The 18,272-nt window shown below is 58.5% G+C and carries 16 protein-coding genes and 2 pseudogenes; 2 read left to right on the top strand and 16 right to left on the bottom strand.

Features of this window, described 5'->3' with window-relative positions; all coding sequences use genetic code 11:
* Nucleotides 1-11: 11 nt before the first annotated feature.
* The 15 genes and pseudogenes from hinT to yceD all read right to left on the bottom strand — a co-directional run bounded on the left by hinT (nt 12) and on the right by yceD (nt 12,911).
* Entirely contained in the window at nt 12-359 is a 348-nt protein-coding gene (hinT, locus tag JZM24_RS17735) for a purine nucleoside phosphoramidase (RefSeq protein WP_215671400.1), read from the bottom strand.
* Nucleotides 360-601: 242 nt separating this feature from the next.
* A pseudogene (gene ptsG / locus JZM24_RS17730) lies at nt 602-2,041 on the bottom strand (PTS glucose transporter subunit IIBC).
* Between the two features lie 322 nt (nt 2,042-2,363).
* On the bottom strand, nt 2,364-3,161 hold the full coding sequence (locus JZM24_RS17725) for a metal-dependent hydrolase (RefSeq protein ID WP_215671398.1): 798 nt from the start codon (nt 3,159-3,161) through the stop codon (nt 2,364-2,366).
* Nucleotides 3,162-3,181: 20 nt separating this feature from the next.
* Complete coding sequence (holB, locus tag JZM24_RS17720) at nt 3,182-4,177, bottom strand: DNA polymerase III subunit delta' (RefSeq protein WP_215671396.1); 996 nt, start codon at nt 4,175-4,177, stop codon at nt 3,182-3,184.
* On the bottom strand, nt 4,174-4,815 hold the full coding sequence (gene tmk / locus JZM24_RS17715) for a dTMP kinase (protein ID WP_215671394.1): 642 nt from the start codon (nt 4,813-4,815) through the stop codon (nt 4,174-4,176). Before tmk ends, holB begins: the two co-directional genes overlap by 4 nt.
* Nucleotides 4,805-5,827 (bottom strand): endolytic transglycosylase MltG, encoded by a 1,023-nt coding sequence (mltG, locus tag JZM24_RS17710; protein ID WP_215671392.1) that lies wholly within the window; start codon nt 5,825-5,827, stop codon nt 4,805-4,807. The genes tmk and mltG overlap by 11 nt, the downstream gene beginning before the upstream one ends.
* A gap of 79 nt (nt 5,828-5,906) precedes the next feature.
* Nucleotides 5,907-6,705, bottom strand: a pseudogene (gene pabC / locus JZM24_RS17705) (aminodeoxychorismate lyase).
* 74 nt (nt 6,706-6,779) lie between these two features.
* Complete coding sequence (fabF, locus tag JZM24_RS17700) at nt 6,780-8,021, bottom strand: beta-ketoacyl-ACP synthase II (RefSeq protein WP_215671390.1); 1,242 nt, start codon at nt 8,019-8,021, stop codon at nt 6,780-6,782.
* Between the two features lie 81 nt (nt 8,022-8,102).
* Entirely contained in the window at nt 8,103-8,339 is a 237-nt protein-coding gene (gene acpP / locus JZM24_RS17695) for an acyl carrier protein (protein WP_011410921.1), read from the bottom strand.
* Between the two features lie 154 nt (nt 8,340-8,493).
* Nucleotides 8,494-9,228, bottom strand: a complete 735-nt coding sequence (gene fabG, locus JZM24_RS17690; protein WP_215671388.1) for a 3-oxoacyl-ACP reductase FabG — start codon at nt 9,226-9,228, stop codon at nt 8,494-8,496.
* Nucleotides 9,229-9,242: 14 nt separating this feature from the next.
* Nucleotides 9,243-10,169, bottom strand: coding sequence for an ACP S-malonyltransferase (fabD, locus tag JZM24_RS17685; protein WP_215671386.1), 927 nt, complete (start codon nt 10,167-10,169; stop codon nt 9,243-9,245).
* An 18-nt stretch (nt 10,170-10,187) separates the two neighbouring features.
* The gene (locus tag JZM24_RS17680; protein WP_215671383.1) at nt 10,188-11,141 is read right to left on the bottom strand and encodes a beta-ketoacyl-ACP synthase III; all 954 of its coding nucleotides are present in this window, start codon (nt 11,139-11,141) and stop codon (nt 10,188-10,190) included.
* Between the two features lie 6 nt (nt 11,142-11,147).
* Nucleotides 11,148-12,185 carry a phosphate acyltransferase PlsX gene (gene plsX / locus JZM24_RS17675; protein WP_215671382.1) on the bottom strand — a complete coding sequence of 346 codons (1,038 nt, stop codon included), beginning with the start codon at nt 12,183-12,185 and terminating at the stop codon, nt 11,148-11,150.
* A 17-nt stretch (nt 12,186-12,202) separates the two neighbouring features.
* On the bottom strand, nt 12,203-12,373 hold the full coding sequence (rpmF, locus tag JZM24_RS17670; protein WP_215671380.1) for a 50S ribosomal protein L32: 171 nt from the start codon (nt 12,371-12,373) through the stop codon (nt 12,203-12,205).
* Between the two features lie 16 nt (nt 12,374-12,389).
* Nucleotides 12,390-12,911, bottom strand: coding sequence for a 23S rRNA accumulation protein YceD (gene yceD, locus JZM24_RS17665; RefSeq protein ID WP_215671378.1), 522 nt, complete (start codon nt 12,909-12,911; stop codon nt 12,390-12,392).
* A 142-nt stretch (nt 12,912-13,053) separates the two neighbouring features.
* On the opposite strand from yceD, the gene JZM24_RS17660 reads away from it, so the two are divergent.
* Nucleotides 13,054-13,644, top strand: coding sequence for a Maf family protein (locus JZM24_RS17660; RefSeq protein ID WP_215671376.1), 591 nt, complete (start codon nt 13,054-13,056; stop codon nt 13,642-13,644).
* Nucleotides 13,645-13,656: 12 nt separating this feature from the next.
* On the opposite strand, the gene rluC is transcribed toward JZM24_RS17660, so the two are convergent.
* Nucleotides 13,657-14,613: a 23S rRNA pseudouridine(955/2504/2580) synthase RluC gene (gene rluC / locus JZM24_RS17655; RefSeq protein ID WP_215671374.1), complete on the bottom strand. Its 957-nt coding sequence runs from the start codon at nt 14,611-14,613 to the stop codon at nt 13,657-13,659.
* A 561-nt stretch (nt 14,614-15,174) separates the two neighbouring features.
* On the opposite strand from rluC, the gene rne reads away from it, so the two are divergent.
* A partial coding sequence (gene rne / locus JZM24_RS17650; RefSeq protein ID WP_215671371.1) for a ribonuclease E occupies nt 15,175-18,272 on the top strand: 3,098 nt, incomplete at its 3' end.

Below are 18,272 nucleotides of genomic sequence, written 5' to 3'. Positions count from 1 at the left end.
TCCTTAGCGCATCAGGCCACCAGCGGACCAAGCGGTTTGCCGCCCAAAAGATGCATGTGCAAATGATAAACTTCCTGGCCGCCGTGGCGGTTGCAATTCACGATCAACCGGTAGCCATCCTCGTCGATGCCCTCTTGTCGGGCGATTTTCGCCGCGACGGTGAACAAACGCCCAAGCGCCGCTTCATCGTCGGCGGTGACATCATTGGCGGTGGGGATCAGCACGTTAGTGACAATCAAAATATGGCTGGGCGCTTTGGGGCTGATGTCGCGAAATGCGGTAACCAAATCATCCTGATAGAGAATATCTGCGGGAATTTCCCGGCGGATAATTTTACTAAAAATGGTTTCTTCGGCCATGACGGCGTTCCTTGTTTCCTGACGGGTGGGTAACGGGAGTATGAGTGAGGAGATCCCTGCTTTTCAACCGGCCGCGTCATTAAAATAAACACTTATAGCGCAAAGTGGCGACCTGAACGTATTAACCATAGCAAACAGGGAGGCGTTCGTCTCCCTGTGCCGGAGAAAATTTGCCTCCGCAGGCGGGCGCATCGACATCGCAGCGGCACTCTGACCCCGTGTGCCTCACGCGCCGACGCGGGTTACGCCGGCTGTCGCAGATAGTCATCCATTTCGGTTTTCAAATTATACGATTGTGTACCGAAAATCGCCTGTACACCGGAACCCACCACCACCACACCGCGGGCGCCCAGCTGTTTCAAGATGGCCTGATCCACTTTCACCACATCCGCCACGCTGATACGTAGCCGGGTGATACAGGCGTCAAGACTGGTGATATTGGTTCTGCCGCCGAAAGCCATCACCAGCGCCGCGGCCCGTTCGCTGCCGCCCTGGGACAGCGTCTCGATTACCGCGGCGTCGCGCCCCGGCGTGTGAAGATTCAGCTTCACAATGAGCAGGCGGAACAGGCTGTAATACACCAATCCATAGGCTATACCCACCAACGGAAACAGCCAAATGCGGCTACTGTTACCGCTTAACACGATAAAATCGATTAAGCCGTGCGAAAAAAGCTGGTGCCGTCGCGCATACCCAGCAGAATACACAGCGGGAACGCCAGCCCGGCCAGCATGGCGTGAATGACATACAACACTGGCGCCACGAACATAAAGGAGAACTCGATAGGCTCGGTAATTCCGGTCAAAAAAGCGGTCAACGCGGCGGAAATCATGATACCGCCGACGCGGGCGCGGGTTCTCCGGCCGGGCTGTGTGCCAAATAGCGATAGCGGCGGCCGGCAGGCCATACCTTTTAAACAAAAACCCGCCCGAGAGCTTGCCGGCGGTGGGATCGCCCGACATATAACGCGGAATATCACCATGGAAAACCTGACCGGCGGCATTGGTGAATTCGCCCACCTGCATCTGGAAGGGAACATTCCAGATATGGTGCAGACCAAACGGCACCAGCGCCCGCTCCAGCACGCCGTAAATACCGAAGGCGACCATCGGGTTCTGGTAGGCGGCCCAGTGGGAAAAATCCTGGATAGCGGCGCCGATGGGCGGCCAAATAAACGACAGCATCAGGCCGAACAGTATCGCCAGCAGACCGGAGATAATCGGCACGAAACGTTTACCGGCAAAGAAACCGAGATATTCCGGCAGCTTGATGCGGTAGAAGCGGTTAAACATCGACGCGGCGATGGCCCCGGCGATAATCCACCCCAAAACCCCCGTATCCGCCAGATGTTTTACGGCAACCTCATTGGTCGACAATTGCAGAATTAACGGCGCCACGACGGCGATGGTTTTGATCATAATACCGTAGGCCACCACCGCCGCCAGCGCCGAAACGCCGTCGTTATGGGTAAACCCCAGCGCCACGCCAATCGCGAAAATCAGCGGCATATTAGCAAAAACCAATCCACCCGCCTCCGCCATGACGTTAGAAACGACGGCCGGCAGCCAGTGGAATTCCGCAGAGCCCACCCCCAGCAAAATGCCGGCGACAGGCAAGACGGAAACCGGCAACATCAGCGATTTACCGATTTTTTGCAGGTGAGCGAATGCATTCTGCAACATGGTTTTTTTCACTCCTGAATCAGAATCGTGGTGCATCAGACGCCGCGCCGGGAGCAAACCGGCGGCGCCTGTTAAGAGACGTTATCATTGCCATAAAAAAAGAACGCGCTCGGGACAGACCGGCGTTGAGGGCCCCTATCAGGCCACTCCACTTACGACGCCACCGTGCGCGACGGCGGCCAGATGGCGGGCAGCAGCAGCCCCTGGCGCGGGCGCCGCGCTGCCGGACATTTGCCGTCCGGCCTACGCGGGTATAATTGCGCGCAAGAGTAAAGCTATTCAATATTTATTTTGAGTCGAATAATAAGGCAATTTATTTACATCAGCTGGCGTCGAGGGTAGGGCTGCATGTCGAGTGGAACAAACGACCGAAATTGGCGGTGGTGGCGTCCGCCAGCTGCGTTAAGGGCACGCCTTTCAGCGTCGCCATAAACTCCGCCACATCACGCACATACGCCGGCTGATTCTCTTTCCCGCGATAAGGCACCGGCGCCAGATAGGGGGAGTCAGTTTCCACCAGCAGCCGATCCAGTGGGACATAGCGAGCCGCCTCGCGCTGCGCCTCTGCATTGCGGAAGGTGACAATGCCGGAGAACGAGATGTAAAAGCCCAGGTCCAGCAGCGCTTTGGCGGTATCGCGGTCTTCGGTGAAGCAGTGCAGTACGCCGCCACATTCATGGGCTTGCTCCTCACGAAGGATGGCCAGCGTGTCTTCACGCGCGCTGCGGGTATGCACAATCACCGGCTTATCCAGCGCGCGCCCCACGCGGATATGTTCGCGGAACACCGCCTGCTGCTGCGCCTTGTTGTCCTGCTGATAATAGTAATCCAAACCGGTCTCACCGAGCGCTACCACGCCCTCCCCCGCCGCCAGACGCCGCAGTTCGGCGAAATCGTATGGCTCATCGAGATTAAGCGGATGGATGCCGCAGGAAAACAACACATCATCACGGCGGCCTATCATTGCTGCCATGGCATGAAAACCGGGGAGCGTCGTACACACCGCCAGCATCAGCTTCACATCCCGCGCGCGGGCCTTGTCCGCGACATCCGCTACATCCCGGTGCAGCGTTTGATAATCCAGGCCATCGAGATGGCAGTGAGAATCGACTAAAAACATAATTTACCCTTATTACTACATCACAAGGAAACGCTGGCGTTCGCCACGCCCTGCTCCCAATTGAGCAAGTGGTGGGTCAGCAAGAGTTCGCGATTGACGCCGCTTATCTCCTGCCACTGACGCAGGCATTGCAGCCACTGCTGCCACTGCGCGTGCAGTACGACTGCCGGCCAGCGCGCGGCCAGCGCGGCCACCAGCTCCGTCCTGTCAGCATTAACCAGAAATGCCTGCGCGCCCTGCTGCCATTTCAGCGCATCGGTCAGCAGGCTGAGCAGCCAGTGCAGCGGCCCATCATCTTTATCCCGGTTCAGCGCCGGCAACAGCGCTAGAAAATCGCCGCTGGCGTGGGCCTCCTGCAGCGCCGCGCACAGCGTCAACCGCTCCTGCCAGCGCGTCGGCTGGAGCAACACCGCCGCCGCCAGCGGCGCGTTGCCGCACAGGCGCAGGGCGGTGCGGGCCGACAGAGAGTCTTCATAGCCCGCCTGGTGCAGCCAGCGCAGGCCCATCGCCTCATCCGGGGCCGGCAGCAGCCAATAAAGACAGCGGCTTCTGAGCGTCGGCAACAGGCGCGACGGCGTCTGGCACCCGATAAGAAAATAGGTATCTTCCGGCGGTTCTTCCAGGGTTTTCAGTAGCGCGTTGGCCGCCTGCTCGGTAAGCAGCTCGGCGTGGAGCAGCCATACCACTTTCACCCCGCCCTGGCGCGCGCGGCCATATACGCTGTCGATAATGGCGCGAATCGTATCCACCCCCAGACTCTGGCGGCCTTTTTCCGGCTCCGGCTGATGAAAGTCGTGATGATTGCCGGCCATCATCAGCCGGCAGCTATGGCAAACGCCGCAGCTTTTGATACCGTCCGGCTGCCGGCACATCAGCCAGCGGCTTAGCGCATAGCATAACGACGCCTCACCGTTGCCAGGCTGACTGTGCAACAGTAGGGCGTGATGCCCGCGCGCTTGCCGGTAGCGCGCCAGTATCTGCCGATAGGGGGCGTTGAGCCAGGGATACCATTTCATGGCGAGGGCGCCTGGGCACGCAACCAGTGCGTCAATTGGTGGCGAATGGCGTCGCTCACCGCGGCAAGCGGCTGGCTGGCGTCAATGGTGACGATACGGTTGTCCGCCGCCGCCAGCGCCTGGTAACGCGCCCGGGTGCGGTCGAAAAACGCCAGCGATTCCACCTCGATACGATCGAGCTCGCCGCGGGCGCGGGCGCGGGCCAAACCGAGCGCCGGCGGGATATCCAGGTACAGCGTCAAATCAGGGCGAAAATCTCCCAGTACCGCATCGCGCAGGGTTTCCAGCAGGCGCGCATCCATGCAGCGTCCCCCACCTTGATAGGTCTGGGAGGAAAGATCGTGGCGGTCGCCTACCACCCAGGCCCCTCGGGCCAGCGCCGGCTTGATAACCCCTTCCACCAGCTGTACGCGCGCGGCGTACAGCATCAATAATTCCGCGCGGTCGGTCACCGGCTCGTCACCCGCCCCGTCTTTAATCAGCGTACGCAGCGCCTCCGCCAGCGGCGTGCCGCCCGGCTCGCGGGTAAAAACCACATCGTGAATACCCTGCTGCCGCAGGACGTCCACCACCTGGGCAATTGCGCTGGTTTTGCCGGCGCCTTCCAGGCCTTCAATCACGATGAATTTACTGTTCATAATTTTCCTTTGCATTTTGCCGCTGCCGATATTGCTGCACCGCCTGGTTATGGCTCGCCAGATTGGTGGTAAAGACATGGCCGCCGTGCCCGTCGGCGACAAAATAGAGATAGGCGCTTTTCTCCGGGTGCGCGGCGGCTTCGAGGGAAGCCTGGCCGGGCATCGCAATCGGCGTCGGCGGCAGCCCGCTAATGATATAAGTATTATACGGCGTCGGCGTGGTTAAATCCTGCCGCGTGATAGTGCCGCGATAATCGTCGCCCATACCGTAAATCACCGTCGGGTCGGTCTGCAATTTCATCCCGCCACGCAGCCGGTTGATAAACACCGATGCCACCCGCGCCCGCTCCTCCTTCACCCCGGTTTCTTTCTCTACGATAGACGCCATGGTCAACAGCGACGGCGTGGTCTTATACGGCAGGCCCTCGGCCCGCCCCTGCCAGATTTCCGCCAACGTGGTCTCCATGCGCTGGCGGGCGCGCTTGAGTATCGCACTGTCGGGAGTATTGGCGGTATACAGATAGGTGTCGGGGTAAAATTGCCCTTCCAGCACGCTATCCGCCGGCGCCCCCAATTTGGCGCCCAGCGTCTGCGGCGTGACGCCCTGCAAGTCGTGCTTCAGATAGGGGGCTCGGGCCAGCACGGCCAGCCATTCTTTAACCGTCGACCCTTCAATGAAGCGGATGGCAAACTGCGCTTCTTTGCCGCTGACCAGCAGCAGCAGATCGCGCACCGTCATTCCCGGCTTGAGCCGATAGGTACCGGCCTTCACCGGCGCCAGCTTCGGCTCCAGCTCCATCAGCCAGGGCAGCCAGCCGACATGCCGCACCAACTGCCGCTGGCGCAGTAGGTTTTCCAAACCGTCACGGCCGGTCCCGGCCGGTAGGGTAAAGATCGTTTCCTGCTTGAGGAGCAAGGGTTCGGCGGCGAAGTGTTTTAACCGCAGCAGACAGCCGACGGCCAGCGCGAGCAGCACCAGTGACAGCATGATCAAGGGCCGTTTCTTTTTCATCGTTTACTTTTCTTTCCCTTACAATCTCGCGGGCCGGCCAGACGGCGGCCAGCCTAACCTCTTTTCGGCCCGATGCCCGTCAACACAGCGGGCAAAGCTGCTGATACAGCGTTCTGTCGGCGTAGTGCCGACTGTCAATCGCCCTTACCGGCACCACCGGCAACAACGCGTTGGTGATGAACACCTCATCCGCCGTTGCCAAAGCATCGGCGCCGACGACCACCTCCGCCAGCGAATAGCATAACGCCGGCAGCAACGCCATGACGTGACGACGCATCACACCCGCGACGCCAGCATAGTGCAGCGTGGGGGTAAACACGTTCCCGCCCCCGGCGCCAGAACAGATTGGCGCTGGCGCACTCCACCACAACATCTTCGCTATCCAGCACCAGCGCTTCATCCGCACCGTCGCGATCCAGATGGGCGCGGATCAGCACTTGTTCAAGCCGGTTATTATGTTTGATCCCCGCCAGCAGCGGATTACGCGCCAGCCGTACCGGGATTTGATGCAGTCGCACACCGTCCTGGCGCCAGCGGGGGTAATGCGCCGGCGCCGGCGAGCGCGAAACAATGCGCACCGGCGCGCCGCAGCCGTTGAAGCTGTAGCCGCGGCCACCGCTACCGCGGCTTATTAGCGCTTTGATGACGCCTTCGCCGCCCCCGTTGGCCGCCGCCAGCATTTCCCGGCGCAGGGCGTCGGCATCGAACGGCGCGAACAGCAACCGCTGCACCGCCAGCGCCAGTCGTTCAAGATGCCACGCCAGCAAAGGGATATCTCCGTCCAGCACCCGGGCGGTGGTGAAGAAACCATCACCAAAATGTATAGCGCGATCGGTGAGCGGCAATTGTGCCTGCGGGATACCGTTGATCCAATACATTTCGCCTCCTGTTGGCCGGACGCAGGACAGTAAAAAAATGGCCCGTTAACGGGCCATTGAGCAACATGTTACGATTATATCGCGCGGAACACCAGCGAGCCGTTGGTGCCGCCGAAGCCGAACGAGTTACACAGGGTATAATCCATTCCCTTCACCTGGCGGGCCTCTTTCGGCACATAGTCCAGATCGCAGCCCTCATCTGGATTATCCAGGTTAATGGTCGGTGGAATCGCCTGATCGCGCAACGCCAATACGCTGAAAATAGCCTCAATAGCGCCGGCCGCCCCCAGCAGATGGCCCGTCATCGACTTGGTCGAGCTTACCATCACTTTGCCGGCATACTCGGCGAAGACTGCTTTCACCGCCTGGGTTTCCGCTTTATCGCCGGCGGGCGTCGAGGTCCCGTGCGCATTGATGTAGGCCACCTGTGCCGGCGTAATACCCGCATCACGCAGCGCGTTGATCATTGAGCGCGCGGCACCAGCGCCGTCGTCCGGCGGTGACGTCATGTGGTAAGCATCGCTACTCATGCCAAACCCGACCACTTCGGCGTAAATTTTCGCCCCGCGCCGTTTGGCATGTTCATACTCCTCCAGCACCATGACGCCCGCGCCGTCGCCCAGGACAAAACCGTCACGATCGCGATCCCATGGCCGGCTCGCGGTCTCAGGACTCTCGTTGCGGGTCGACAGCGCCCGCGCTGCGCAAAAGCCACCGACGCCCAGCGGCGTGCTGCCTTTTTCGGCGCCCCCCGCCAGCATCACGTCCGCGTCATCGTAAGCGATAATGCGCGCCGCATGTCCGATATTATGCACACCGGTAGTACAGGCGGTGGCAATGGAAATACTGGGGCCGCGCAGGCCGCACATGATGGACAAATGACCGGCCACCATATTGACGATGGTAGAAGGCACAAAGAAGGGACTGATTTTACGCGGTCCGCCGTTCACCAGCGCGGTATGATTCTCTTTAATCAATCCCAGGCCGCCAATTCCCGAACCGATGGCCGCACCGATACGATCGGCATTGTCTTCAGTCACAACCAGGCTGGAGTCCTGCATTGCCTGGAGGCCAGCAGCAACGCCATACTGGATGAAGGCATCCATCTTGCGCGCTTCTTTGCGCGACAGATAGTCTTCAGAATTAAAATTTTTAACTAAGCCTGCAAAACGTGTTGCATAGGCAGTAGTATCAAAATGGTCGATCAGGCCGATGCCACTCTGTCCAGCAAGGAGCGCGCTCCACGTAGATTCTACGGTATTGCCGACAGGAGACAACATGCCAAGTCCGGTCACAACTACTCGACGCTTAGACACGTTTGTCCTCCAGGGAGGGAAAATAGTTTACTGTGGGACTAAAAAACTTAGGCGGTCGAGTGACCGCCTAAGGATGTTCGCTTACTGCTGGCTTGCCTGAATAAAATCAATTGCTGCCTGAACAGTAGTGATTTTTTCAGCTTCCTCGTCCGGAATTTCGGTATCGAACTCTTCTTCCAGCGCCATTACCAGCTCAACGGTGTCAAGAGAGTCAGCGCCGAGGTCGTCAACGAAAGAAGCATTATTTACGACTTCTTCTTTCTTAACGCCCAGTTGCTCAGCGATGATTGCCTTAACGCTTTCTTCGATAGTGCTCATACTCTTAAATTTCCTATCAAAACTCGCTTACGCGATGGTTTTCGTAGTGTATAAAATGTTGAAAAAGATGCAACTCAATCACGGCTGGTCGAACCACGATTTTATGCTATTTTGCGGTTTTTACCACAAATAACGCAAATGATTTTCGTGCTTTTCACAGCATATACATGCCGCCATTGACATGTATCGTTTCGCCGGTAATGTATGCTGCCTCTTCAGAGGCGAAAAAAGCGACAGCACTGGCGATTTCTTTCGGATAGCCAAGACGGTTTGCCGGAATCTGGGACAAAATGCCCGCACGGTGCTCATCTGTCAACGCTTCGGTCATATCGGTCGCGATAAATCCCGGCGCCACCACATTGACCGTAATGCCGCGCGAGGCGACCTCACGAGCCAGCGATTTACTAAACCCTATCAGGCCCGCCTTGGCGGCAGCATAATTTGCCTGCCCGGCATTACCCACGGAGCCCACAACAGAACCGATGGTAATAATTCTGCCGTAGCGCTTTTTCATCATGGCCCGCATTACCGCTTTTGACATGCGGAATACGGACGTCAGATTAGTATCAAGAATAGACTGCCATTCATCTTCTTTCATGCGCATCAGCAGATTATCACGCGTAATGCCTGCATTATTCACTAAAATATCCGCGTCGCCAAACTCCGCGCGCATTTTCTCTAAAAAAATATCGATGGAGGCGTTGTTGGAAACGTCCAATTCCATTCCTTTGCCGCTGGCACCCAGATAGGCACTGATGGCGGCAGCGCCCGTTTCACTGGTAGCGGTACCAATCACCGTCGCGCCACGCGCCGCGAGCATTTCCGCTATCGCGCGGCCAATACCGCGGCTGGCGCCGGTCACCAGCGCAATTTTACCTTCTAAGCTCATCTCTAACCCCAATATTAATGGTCAATCGCCGCGGCCAGCGAGGCGGGATCATTCACCGCCGCGCCCGATAAGGTGCCGACAATACGTTTAGTCAGACCAGTAAGGACTTTACCAGGACCGACCTCCAGCAACACCTCCGCGCCCTGGGCCGCGAGGTATTCCACGGTTTCAGTCCAGCGCACCGGGCTGTAAAGCTGGCGCACCAGCGCCTGGCGGATGGCCGCCGGACTCTGCTCCGCGCGCACATCCACATTGTTGATCACCGGGATCTGCGGCGCGGCGAATGTTACCGCTTCCAGTGCCTGCGCCAGTTTTTCCGCCGCAGGCTTCATCAAGGCACAATGTGACGGCACGCTGACCGGCAGCGGCAGCGCGCGCTTGGCGCCGGCTTCTTTACAGGCCAGGCCGGCCCGCTCCACCGCTTCTTTATGACCAGCGATAACCACCTGACCCGGGGAATTAAAGTTGACCGGCGACACCACCTGCCCTTGGGCCGCCCGTTCGCAGGCGGCGATAGCATCGTTATCCAGACCGATAATAGCGGACATCGCGCCGGTACCGTCCGGCACCGCGTCCTGCATCAGCTTGCCGCGCAGCGCCACCAGCGCGACTGCCGCGGCGAAATCCAGACTGCCGGCGCACACCAGCGCCGAATACTCGCCCAGACTGTGGCCGGCCAGAAGCGCCGGCGCCGGTCCGCCCTGCTGCTGCCAGACGCGCCATATCGCGACCGACGCCGTCAATAATGCCGGCTGGGTCACCCAGGTCTTGTTCAGCTCTTCAGCCGGGCCTTGCTGCACCCGCTGCCATAAATCATAACCCAGGACGGCGGAAGCTTCGGCAAACGTCGCCCCGACCACCGCGTGGTCAGCCGCCAGCTCCGCCAACATACCTACCGTCTGGGAGCCCTGTCCTGGAAATACCATGGCAAAAACAGTCATTCTTATGCTTCCTGTTGATTAAAACCGTAACAGCGCCGAACCCCAGGTGAAACCGCCGCCAAACGCTTCGAGCAGCACCAGGTGTCCCGGCTGAATGCGGCCGTCACGCACCGCTTCGTCCAGCGCCAGCGGCACGGAAGCGGCAGAGGTGTTCCCGTGCCTGTCAAGCGTGACGACCACTTTTTCCATACCCATGCCCAGCCGTTTGGCGGTGGCGGTAATAATGCGCAGGTTGGCCTGATGAGGCACCAGCCAGTCCAGCTCACTGCGGTCGAGCCCGTTGGCGCTGAGTGTTTCGTCGACGATATGCGCCAGTTCGGTCACCGCCACCTTGAACAATTCGTTTCCCGACATCGTCAGGTAGTCGGACGCAGCCGGATCGAGACGATTATGGTATGGGAGCGTCAGCAAACCGCCATAGCGACCATCGGCATGCAGATGTGTGGAGATGATGCCCGGCGCGGCGGAACGTCCGAGCACCACCGCGCCCGCACCATCGCCGAACAGAATCAGCGTGCCGCGATCCTCAGGGTCCAGGGTGTGGCTTAAGGTATCGGAGCCGACCACCAGCGCATAATCGACCGCGCCGTTTTTGATGTAGTTGTCCGCCACGCTCAGCGCATAGGCAAAGCCGGCGCAGGCCGCCGCCAGATCGAAGGCGATGCAGTCATTGATACCCATGTCGCGCTGGATCTGACAGGCTGAACTGGGAAAAGCATGGCTAGACGACGTGGTGGCGACAATAATCATGCCGACTTGCTCCGCCGCAATGCCGGCCATGTTCAGCGCTTGTTCAGCCGCGTCACGTCCCATGCTGGAGACGGTTTCATCCGCCCTGGCGATACGGCGTTCGCGGATGCCGGTGCGAGTGACAATCCACTCATCCGACGTGTCCACCATTTTTTCCAGGTCGGCATTGGACCGGATCTGCGCCGGGAGATAACTCCCGGTACCGAGAATCTTTGTAAACATGTACGCTTAATCACTCTTGGGTAGTACCGCATCCAGGCGTGCGGCTATCCGCTCCGGGATCTGCCGCTCCACCGCTTGCATTGCCTGTTCGATAGCGGCGGTAAACGCGCGCTGGTTGGCCGCACCGTGACTTTTGATAACGGTACCGCGCAAACCTATCAGGCAAGCGCCATTGTATTGGTCGGGATTCAGTTGACCGAATTGACGCATCAGGCGACGTTTCATCCAGCGCTTGACCCATTGCATCAGCCAACCCTGCTTGCCGCTTTCCCCAGAGGATTTCAGCAATGACAGAAAAACTCTTATCACCCCTTCCATAGTCTTTAATGTGACGTTACCTACAAAACCGTCACAGACCAGGACATCGGTTTTCCCCGTCAATAATTCATTAGCTTCAAGATAGCCGATATAATTGATTGACGGAACATCCCGTAACAGTGCCGCCGCTTGCTGAATCGGATCGAGGCCCTTGCTTTCTTCCTCGCCAATATTCAGCAACGCCACGCGCGGCGGGTTAGTGACCCCCACGATATGCTCCGCCATCACCGCGCCCATCACGGCGAATTGCGCCAGCATCGCCCCATCGCAGGCGACATTGGCGCCCAAATCCAGCACGACGGTTTTCCCTTGTTTTTGATGGGGCAACACCACCATTAGCGCCGGCCGCTCAATACCGTCAAGGGGTTTTAGCACCAACTTCGCCAGCCCCATCAATGCACCGGTATTGCCGGCGCTGACGCAGGCCTGGGCACGTCCGTCATTGATAAGCTCCAACGCAACGCGCATGGAGGTGCCGCGGCTTGCCCGTATGGCCTGCGACGGTTTGGCGTCACTGGTAATAACCGATTCAGCGGGAATGACCGTCAATCGCTCGAGCAGAACGGAATCGGTTTTTGCCAGTAAAGGATTCAGTGCTGCGTGATTGCCGACAAGCAGCAGCTCAAGTTGCGGATATGAGACCAGTGCCTGCAAAGCTGCAGGCACCGTCACGGCAGGACCAAAGTCACCACCCATTGCATCTAACGCCAGGGTTAGACGTCTCAATGTATCGCCTTTAGGAATTACTTGGCGATAACTTTACGACCGCGGTAGAAACCGTCGGCGGTGATGTGGTGGCGCAGGTGGGTTTCACCGGAAGCTTTGTCCACTGATACAGCGGCGGTGGTCAGCGCGTCATGAGAACGGCGCATACCACGTTTGGAACGGGTGGGCTTGTTTTGTTGTACGGCCATAGACCTTACTCCTCGATTACTTATGCTTTAAACTGGCTAATACGGAAAATGGATTAGGTTTTTCCGCCTCGGCGGGTAGTTTACCAAATACCTGTTCCGTTGCGGACACTTCACAGTGTGAAGGATCATGCACCGGTGCGATAGGCAATGAAAGAATAATTTCATCTTCTATCATTGCCAACAAATCCACCTCGCCAAATTCGTCGACGTAGACCGCTTCGTACGCTTCCGGCAACGCCTCAGCCTGTTCGTCGCTGACGACCGAACTGAAACAAAATGTCGTGTGTACCTGATGCGCGAACGGCTGATTGCAGCGCTGGCAGCGCAGAGTCACCTCTACGCCCGCCTGACCGCTAATCACCGCCAGGCGCTGGTTATCAATTGCGAACGATAACGCGGCCTCGACATCACTCTCCACACTCACCACGGATTCGGCAACACGCGTCACCCGCTCAGGCGCATAGACACCAGCGTAGTCCAGGCGTTTCTGAGCGGTACGGACCGCATCAATGGTCAAGGGTAATTTTACCTTTTGCATAGGGCGCGCATATTAACTTTGTAACGCGCGGGAGTCAAAGAAAAAGGGGGTTTTGCACCGCTTTTCACCCATATTCGCCTTCTTGGCGCCGGACAGTTTAGAATGCAGCGGTGAATTTGACCCTGCTGTGGATAACATTGTGATGAATAAACTCGTTTTGGCCTACTCTTCACCTTACCGCCGCGCGCTGTTGGAGAAACTGAGCATACCGTTTGCTTTTCACGCGCCGGATATCGATGAAACGCACCTCGCCGGTGAAGACGCGGCGAAAATGGTACAGCGTCTGGCCATCGCGAAAGCGCAGGCGCTGGCCGAGCATTATCCCCGGCATCTGATCATCGGCGCCGATCAATGCTGCGTGCTTGATGGTCAAATCGCGTGGAAGCCGCTCACGCAAGCCAACGCCATCGCACAGCTGACCCGTGCCCGCGGCAAAGCCGTAACCTTCTACACCGGCCTGGCGCTGCTAAACAGCGCCAGCGGGCGGCTGCAGGCCTGTACGGAACCCTTTGTCGTCCATTTCCGGGCGCTGGAGGACGCCGAAATCGCCGGTTATGTGCATTTGGAACAACCCTTGCACTGTGCGGGCAGTTTTCAATGCGAAGGACTGGGGATTGCGCTGTTTGAGGCGCTTGAGGGGCGGGATCCCAACACGCTTATCGGGCTACCGCTGCTGGCCCTCGCCGGCATGTTGCGCCGGGAGGGGGTTAACCCGCTGCGGGGTAACCGTTAACAGCCGGCACGACTACTTGTGATTGTCGCGCAAATACAGCAGGCACTGCCGCAACGGCGCGTCCAGCGGCGCTTCTATCCGCATCGTTTCGCCGCTCCCGGGATGGCCAAAGCGCAGCGCGGCCGCATGCAGAAACAGCCGGTTCAGACCACAGCCTTTCAGCTGCTGATCAAACGCGCCGTCACCGTAGCGATCGTCAAACGCAATCGGGTGGCCGGCGTATTGGGCATGCACGCAAATCTGGTGGGTACGTCCGGTGACCGGGCTGGCCCGGACCAGGGTGGCCAGCGTAAACCGCTCCTCGACCTTGAAACGGGTTTCTGACGGTTTACCTTCGCTGTTGACCCGCACGATGCGCTCGCCGCTGGCGAGAATATTCTTCAACAGCGGCGCCGCGACCGTTTTGACATGGGACTGCCACTGACCGCGCACCAGCGCTAAATAATCTTTTTGCATTCCTTTAGCGCGTAACTGCTCATGCAACTCCCGCAGTGCGGAACGTTTCTTGGCCACCAATAGTACCCCGGAAGTGTCCCTATCCAGGCGGTGAACCAGTTCCAAAAAGCGCGCGTCGGGCCGCAGCGCGCGCAGGCCCTCGATGACGCCAAAACTCATACCGCTGCCGCCATGCACCGCCGTGCCGGCCGGCTTGTTGAGGATCAGCAAATGGTCGTCTTCGTAGAGCACGGCATCATTTAACGCAGCGACTTTATCCAGCCCGGTGGAAACCGGCGCCTGCTCTTCATCCGAGCGTCGCACCGGCGGAATACGCACTTCATCATCATTTTGCAGTTTGTATTCCGGTTTTACCCTTTTTTTATTGACGCGTACTTCACCTTTACGCACGATGCGGTAAATCATGCTTTTCGGCACCCCTTTGAGGTGCGTACGCAAAAAATTGTCTATCCGCTGACCGGCTTCGTCTGCGGAGATGGTGATAAAATGTACGCCGAGATTATTCTCATTCATGGGCCGGGATTCTAAATATACCGACACCATAGCGCCACTTCTTTTTATGTGCTTAACTGTGGTTTCATCGGTAAAAGGTTTTTTCTGGTCCGGTGTACTCGTTACGCTATTCTTTGAGAAGCCATCAGGATGGGTCTGAAACTTGTCATCGATGGCTAAAGTCGTCTTGCTATATGCGTGTCAGCAGTGGAATAATGCATTTACTTTCCACGTTTTCGCGTCTGGGACGAGTGATCGAGGAATTTTGAATTTGTCTGGTTCAGCCTAAACGCAGCAATGGCGTAAGACGTAATGGCTAATCGGACAGTTAGCGGGCTGCGGATTGCAGCTTGGCCGGCAAAAGGAATCCGTTCTGGCAATAATCATCAGACGTTATTCCCCTGTAAAAGTGCTGTTTTCCGTTATGGGATAACAGGCTACCGAAATAATGCGCCCCTTAGCAAGCGACAACCGTGAGGTTGGCGGCTTTGCGCCAAGTCACGGGGCCGTCGGTGATTACCCGGCCATGCGGTTTTTTGCCCGCAGCTCTGATGCCAATGCATAAAAAATGAGTAAGTTACGATGAAAAGAATGTTAATTAACGCAACTCAACAGGAAGAGTTGCGCGTCGCACTGGTAGATGGCCAGCGGCTGTATGACCTGGATATTGAAAGCCCCGGGCATGAGCAGAAAAAAGCCAATATCTACAAGAGTAAGATCACCCGTATTGAACCCAGCCTGGAAGCAGCGTTTGTGGATTATGGCGCCGAGCGCCACGGTTTCCTTCCCCTAAAAGGAATTTCTCGCGAGTATTTTCCTCCTCAATATTCTTCTCACGGCAGACCTAATATCAAGGATGTGCTGCGTGAAGGGCAGGAAGTCATCGTCCAGGTCGATAAAGAAGAACGGGGTAATAAAGGCGCAGCGCTGACCACATTTATCAGCCTGGCCGGCAGTTATCTGGTGCTGATGCCGAACAATCCGCGCGCGGGCGGCATTTCGCGCCGCATCGAAGGCGACGACCGCACCGAGCTGAAAGAAGCCTTATCCTCCCTTGAGCTTCCCGACGGCATGGGCCTTATCGTCCGCACCGCCGGCGTCGGTAAGTCGGCCGATGCGCTGCAATGGGATCTAGCTTTCCGTCTTAAACACTGGCAGGCGATTAAAAAAGCCGCAGAAGGACGTCCGGCGCCGTTTTTGATCCACCAGGAAAGTAATGTTATCGTCCGCGCCTTCCGCGATTATTTGCGGCCAGACATCGGCGAAATTCTGATCGACAATCCCAAGGTGCTGGACCTGGCGAAAGAGCATATTGCCTCGCTGGGCCGCCCGGATTTTACCAGTAAAATTAAACTCTATAGTGGTGAAATTCCGCTATTCAGCCACTACCAGATCGAATCACAGATTGAATCGGCATTTCAGCGTGAAGTGCGGCTGCCCTCCGGTGGCTCCATTGTCATTGATACCACCGAGGCATTAACCGCCATCGATATCAACTCCGCGCGTTCAACCCGCGGCGGCGATATTGAAGAAACCGCTTTCAATAACAACCTCGAGGCGGCGGATGAAATCGCCCGCCAGCTGCGTCTGCGCGACTTGGGCGGCTTGATCGTTATCGACTTTATCGATATGACACCGGTGCGCCACCAGCGTGAGGTGGAAAACTGCCTGCGTGAATCGGTCCGTCAGGACCGTGCCCGCATTCAAATCGGGCGCATTTCCCGCTTTGGCCTGCTGGAGTTGTCCCGTCAGCGGCTGAGCCCGTCGTTGGGTGAATCGAGCCATCACGTCTGCCCCCGCTGCGGCGGCACCGGCACCATCCGTGATAACGAATCCCTTTCCCTTTTCATATTGCGGCTTATTGAAGAAGAGGCGCTGAAAGAGAATACCCACGAAGTGCATGCCATCGTGCCGGTACCTATCGCGTCTTACCTGCTGAACGAGAAACGCGAAGCCGTTAACGCTATTGAAAAACGTCAGGGCGGCGTGCGGGCGGTTATCGTGCCGAACGATCAAATGCAGACCCCGCATTACGCCGTGCTGCGCGTGCGTAAGGGCGAAGAAGCCCCTACCCTGAGCTATCTGCTGCCGCAGTTGCATGAAGCGGAGATGACCCAGCCGTCTGAGGAGCCTACCGCAGAGCGCAAGCGCCCTGAGCAACCGGCGCTGGCGGCATTTGTGATGCCCGATCCACCGATGGTCAGTGAGAAATCGTCTGTGGCTGAAACCATTATGCAGGCTGCGCCTGCCGTCAGCGCGGCGAGCGCCAGCCCCTCTCGCGGCCTGTTTGGCCGCTTGGTCGACGGCTTTAAATCACTCATCGGATCACCGGCGCAACAGCAAGAAGCCGACGCCGCTGACGCGGTGGTGGTCGAAGCACCGGCCGAGGCGGAAACGCCGCGCCGCCATGAGCGTCAGGATCGCCGTGGTCAACGCCGGCAGAGCGGTCGCCGTGACCGCAGTGGCGAGCCGGCCCGCGCCGGTCAGGAAAGCCGTCAGCCGCGCGAGCGCCGCGATAGCCGGGACGATCCGCGCCGCAAGCGTCCGCAGCCCCTTAATGAGACAGAAACCGTAAGCGACATTATTGATGAAATGCCGCAGGAAGAGCAGGCTCAACCGCGCCGCGAACCGCGCCAGGATCGTCAGCGCCGTCGCCAGCAAGAGCCGAAAGCGCAAACTGCCGAGCAGGAGATCAAAGCGCTACCGGTCGCCGTTGTAGAGTCAGACAGCGGCAACGCCGTCGATGAAGACGATAAGCCGGTTCAGGTTCAGCCGCGCCTTCAGCGTCGCGCCCTGAATCGCAAAATCCGCGTCGGCGATCGAGCTGCCCCTCCTGTCGCCGCGCCGACCGCCGCAGCGGAAAGCGCCACGGCCGCATTCAATGCGGCGGTAGAAAGCCAGGACGACAATGAAGGTAACGACGGTCTGCAAGGCGAGAATGACGCCGCGCTGGATGCCGGCAATGTCGACGGTGCACGTAACGGTAACGAAGCCGGGCTGCCGCGCCGTTCACGGCGTTCACCTCGTCATTTGCGCGTCAGCGGTCAGCGCCGCAGCCGCCGCTACCGTGATGAACGTTATCCGCTCTCGTCGCCGGTACCGCTTACCAGCGCGGTCGTGTCGCCGGAAATGGCCTCGGGTAAAGTGTGGGTGAGTTACCCCGTCACCCCCATCGAGCAAACGGAACACGACGCGGTTGCCGATGTAGCGGGAGGTTCCCAGACGATAGAGGTGACTGATGATGCAATCTCACAGGCTCAGGCTACGTTTGCCGCCGCGTCGGCAGGCGAAGCGGTGATAGTCAGCGAAGCGCTGCAAGGCAATGAACTGCCGCAATCAACGCTGGTCCCGCAGCATCCATCGCCGGCGCAGGAAGCTGCCGCTGATGAGGTACCGCCGGTGATCGCCCCCGAGGATCGGCAAATAGCGCAATGGCAGATGGCGCAGGCCGAACCGGCCGCCGGCAGCACCGTAGCACTCACGGCCACCGATTTGCCGCAAACGCCGGCGCAACCCAATGCCGAGTCGTCTAAGCCGGGCGTCGAGACCTTGAGCAACGCTGTCCACGGCTCAGAAACCGCGCAATTGCCGGTCGTGCCGGGCGCTAGAGAACACACCGCCGCTACAGCGCCGGTGCTCCCGCCTGCCGCGACGCACGACGAGCAAACTCACGCCGACTC

Source organism: Candidatus Sodalis endolongispinus (genome assembly GCF_018777395.1).
Lineage (GTDB): Bacteria > Pseudomonadota > Gammaproteobacteria > Enterobacterales > Enterobacteriaceae > Sodalis_B > Sodalis_B endolongispinus.
Note: the sequence above shows the minus strand (reverse complement) of the source record. Positions and strands in the feature narration are given on the sequence as shown.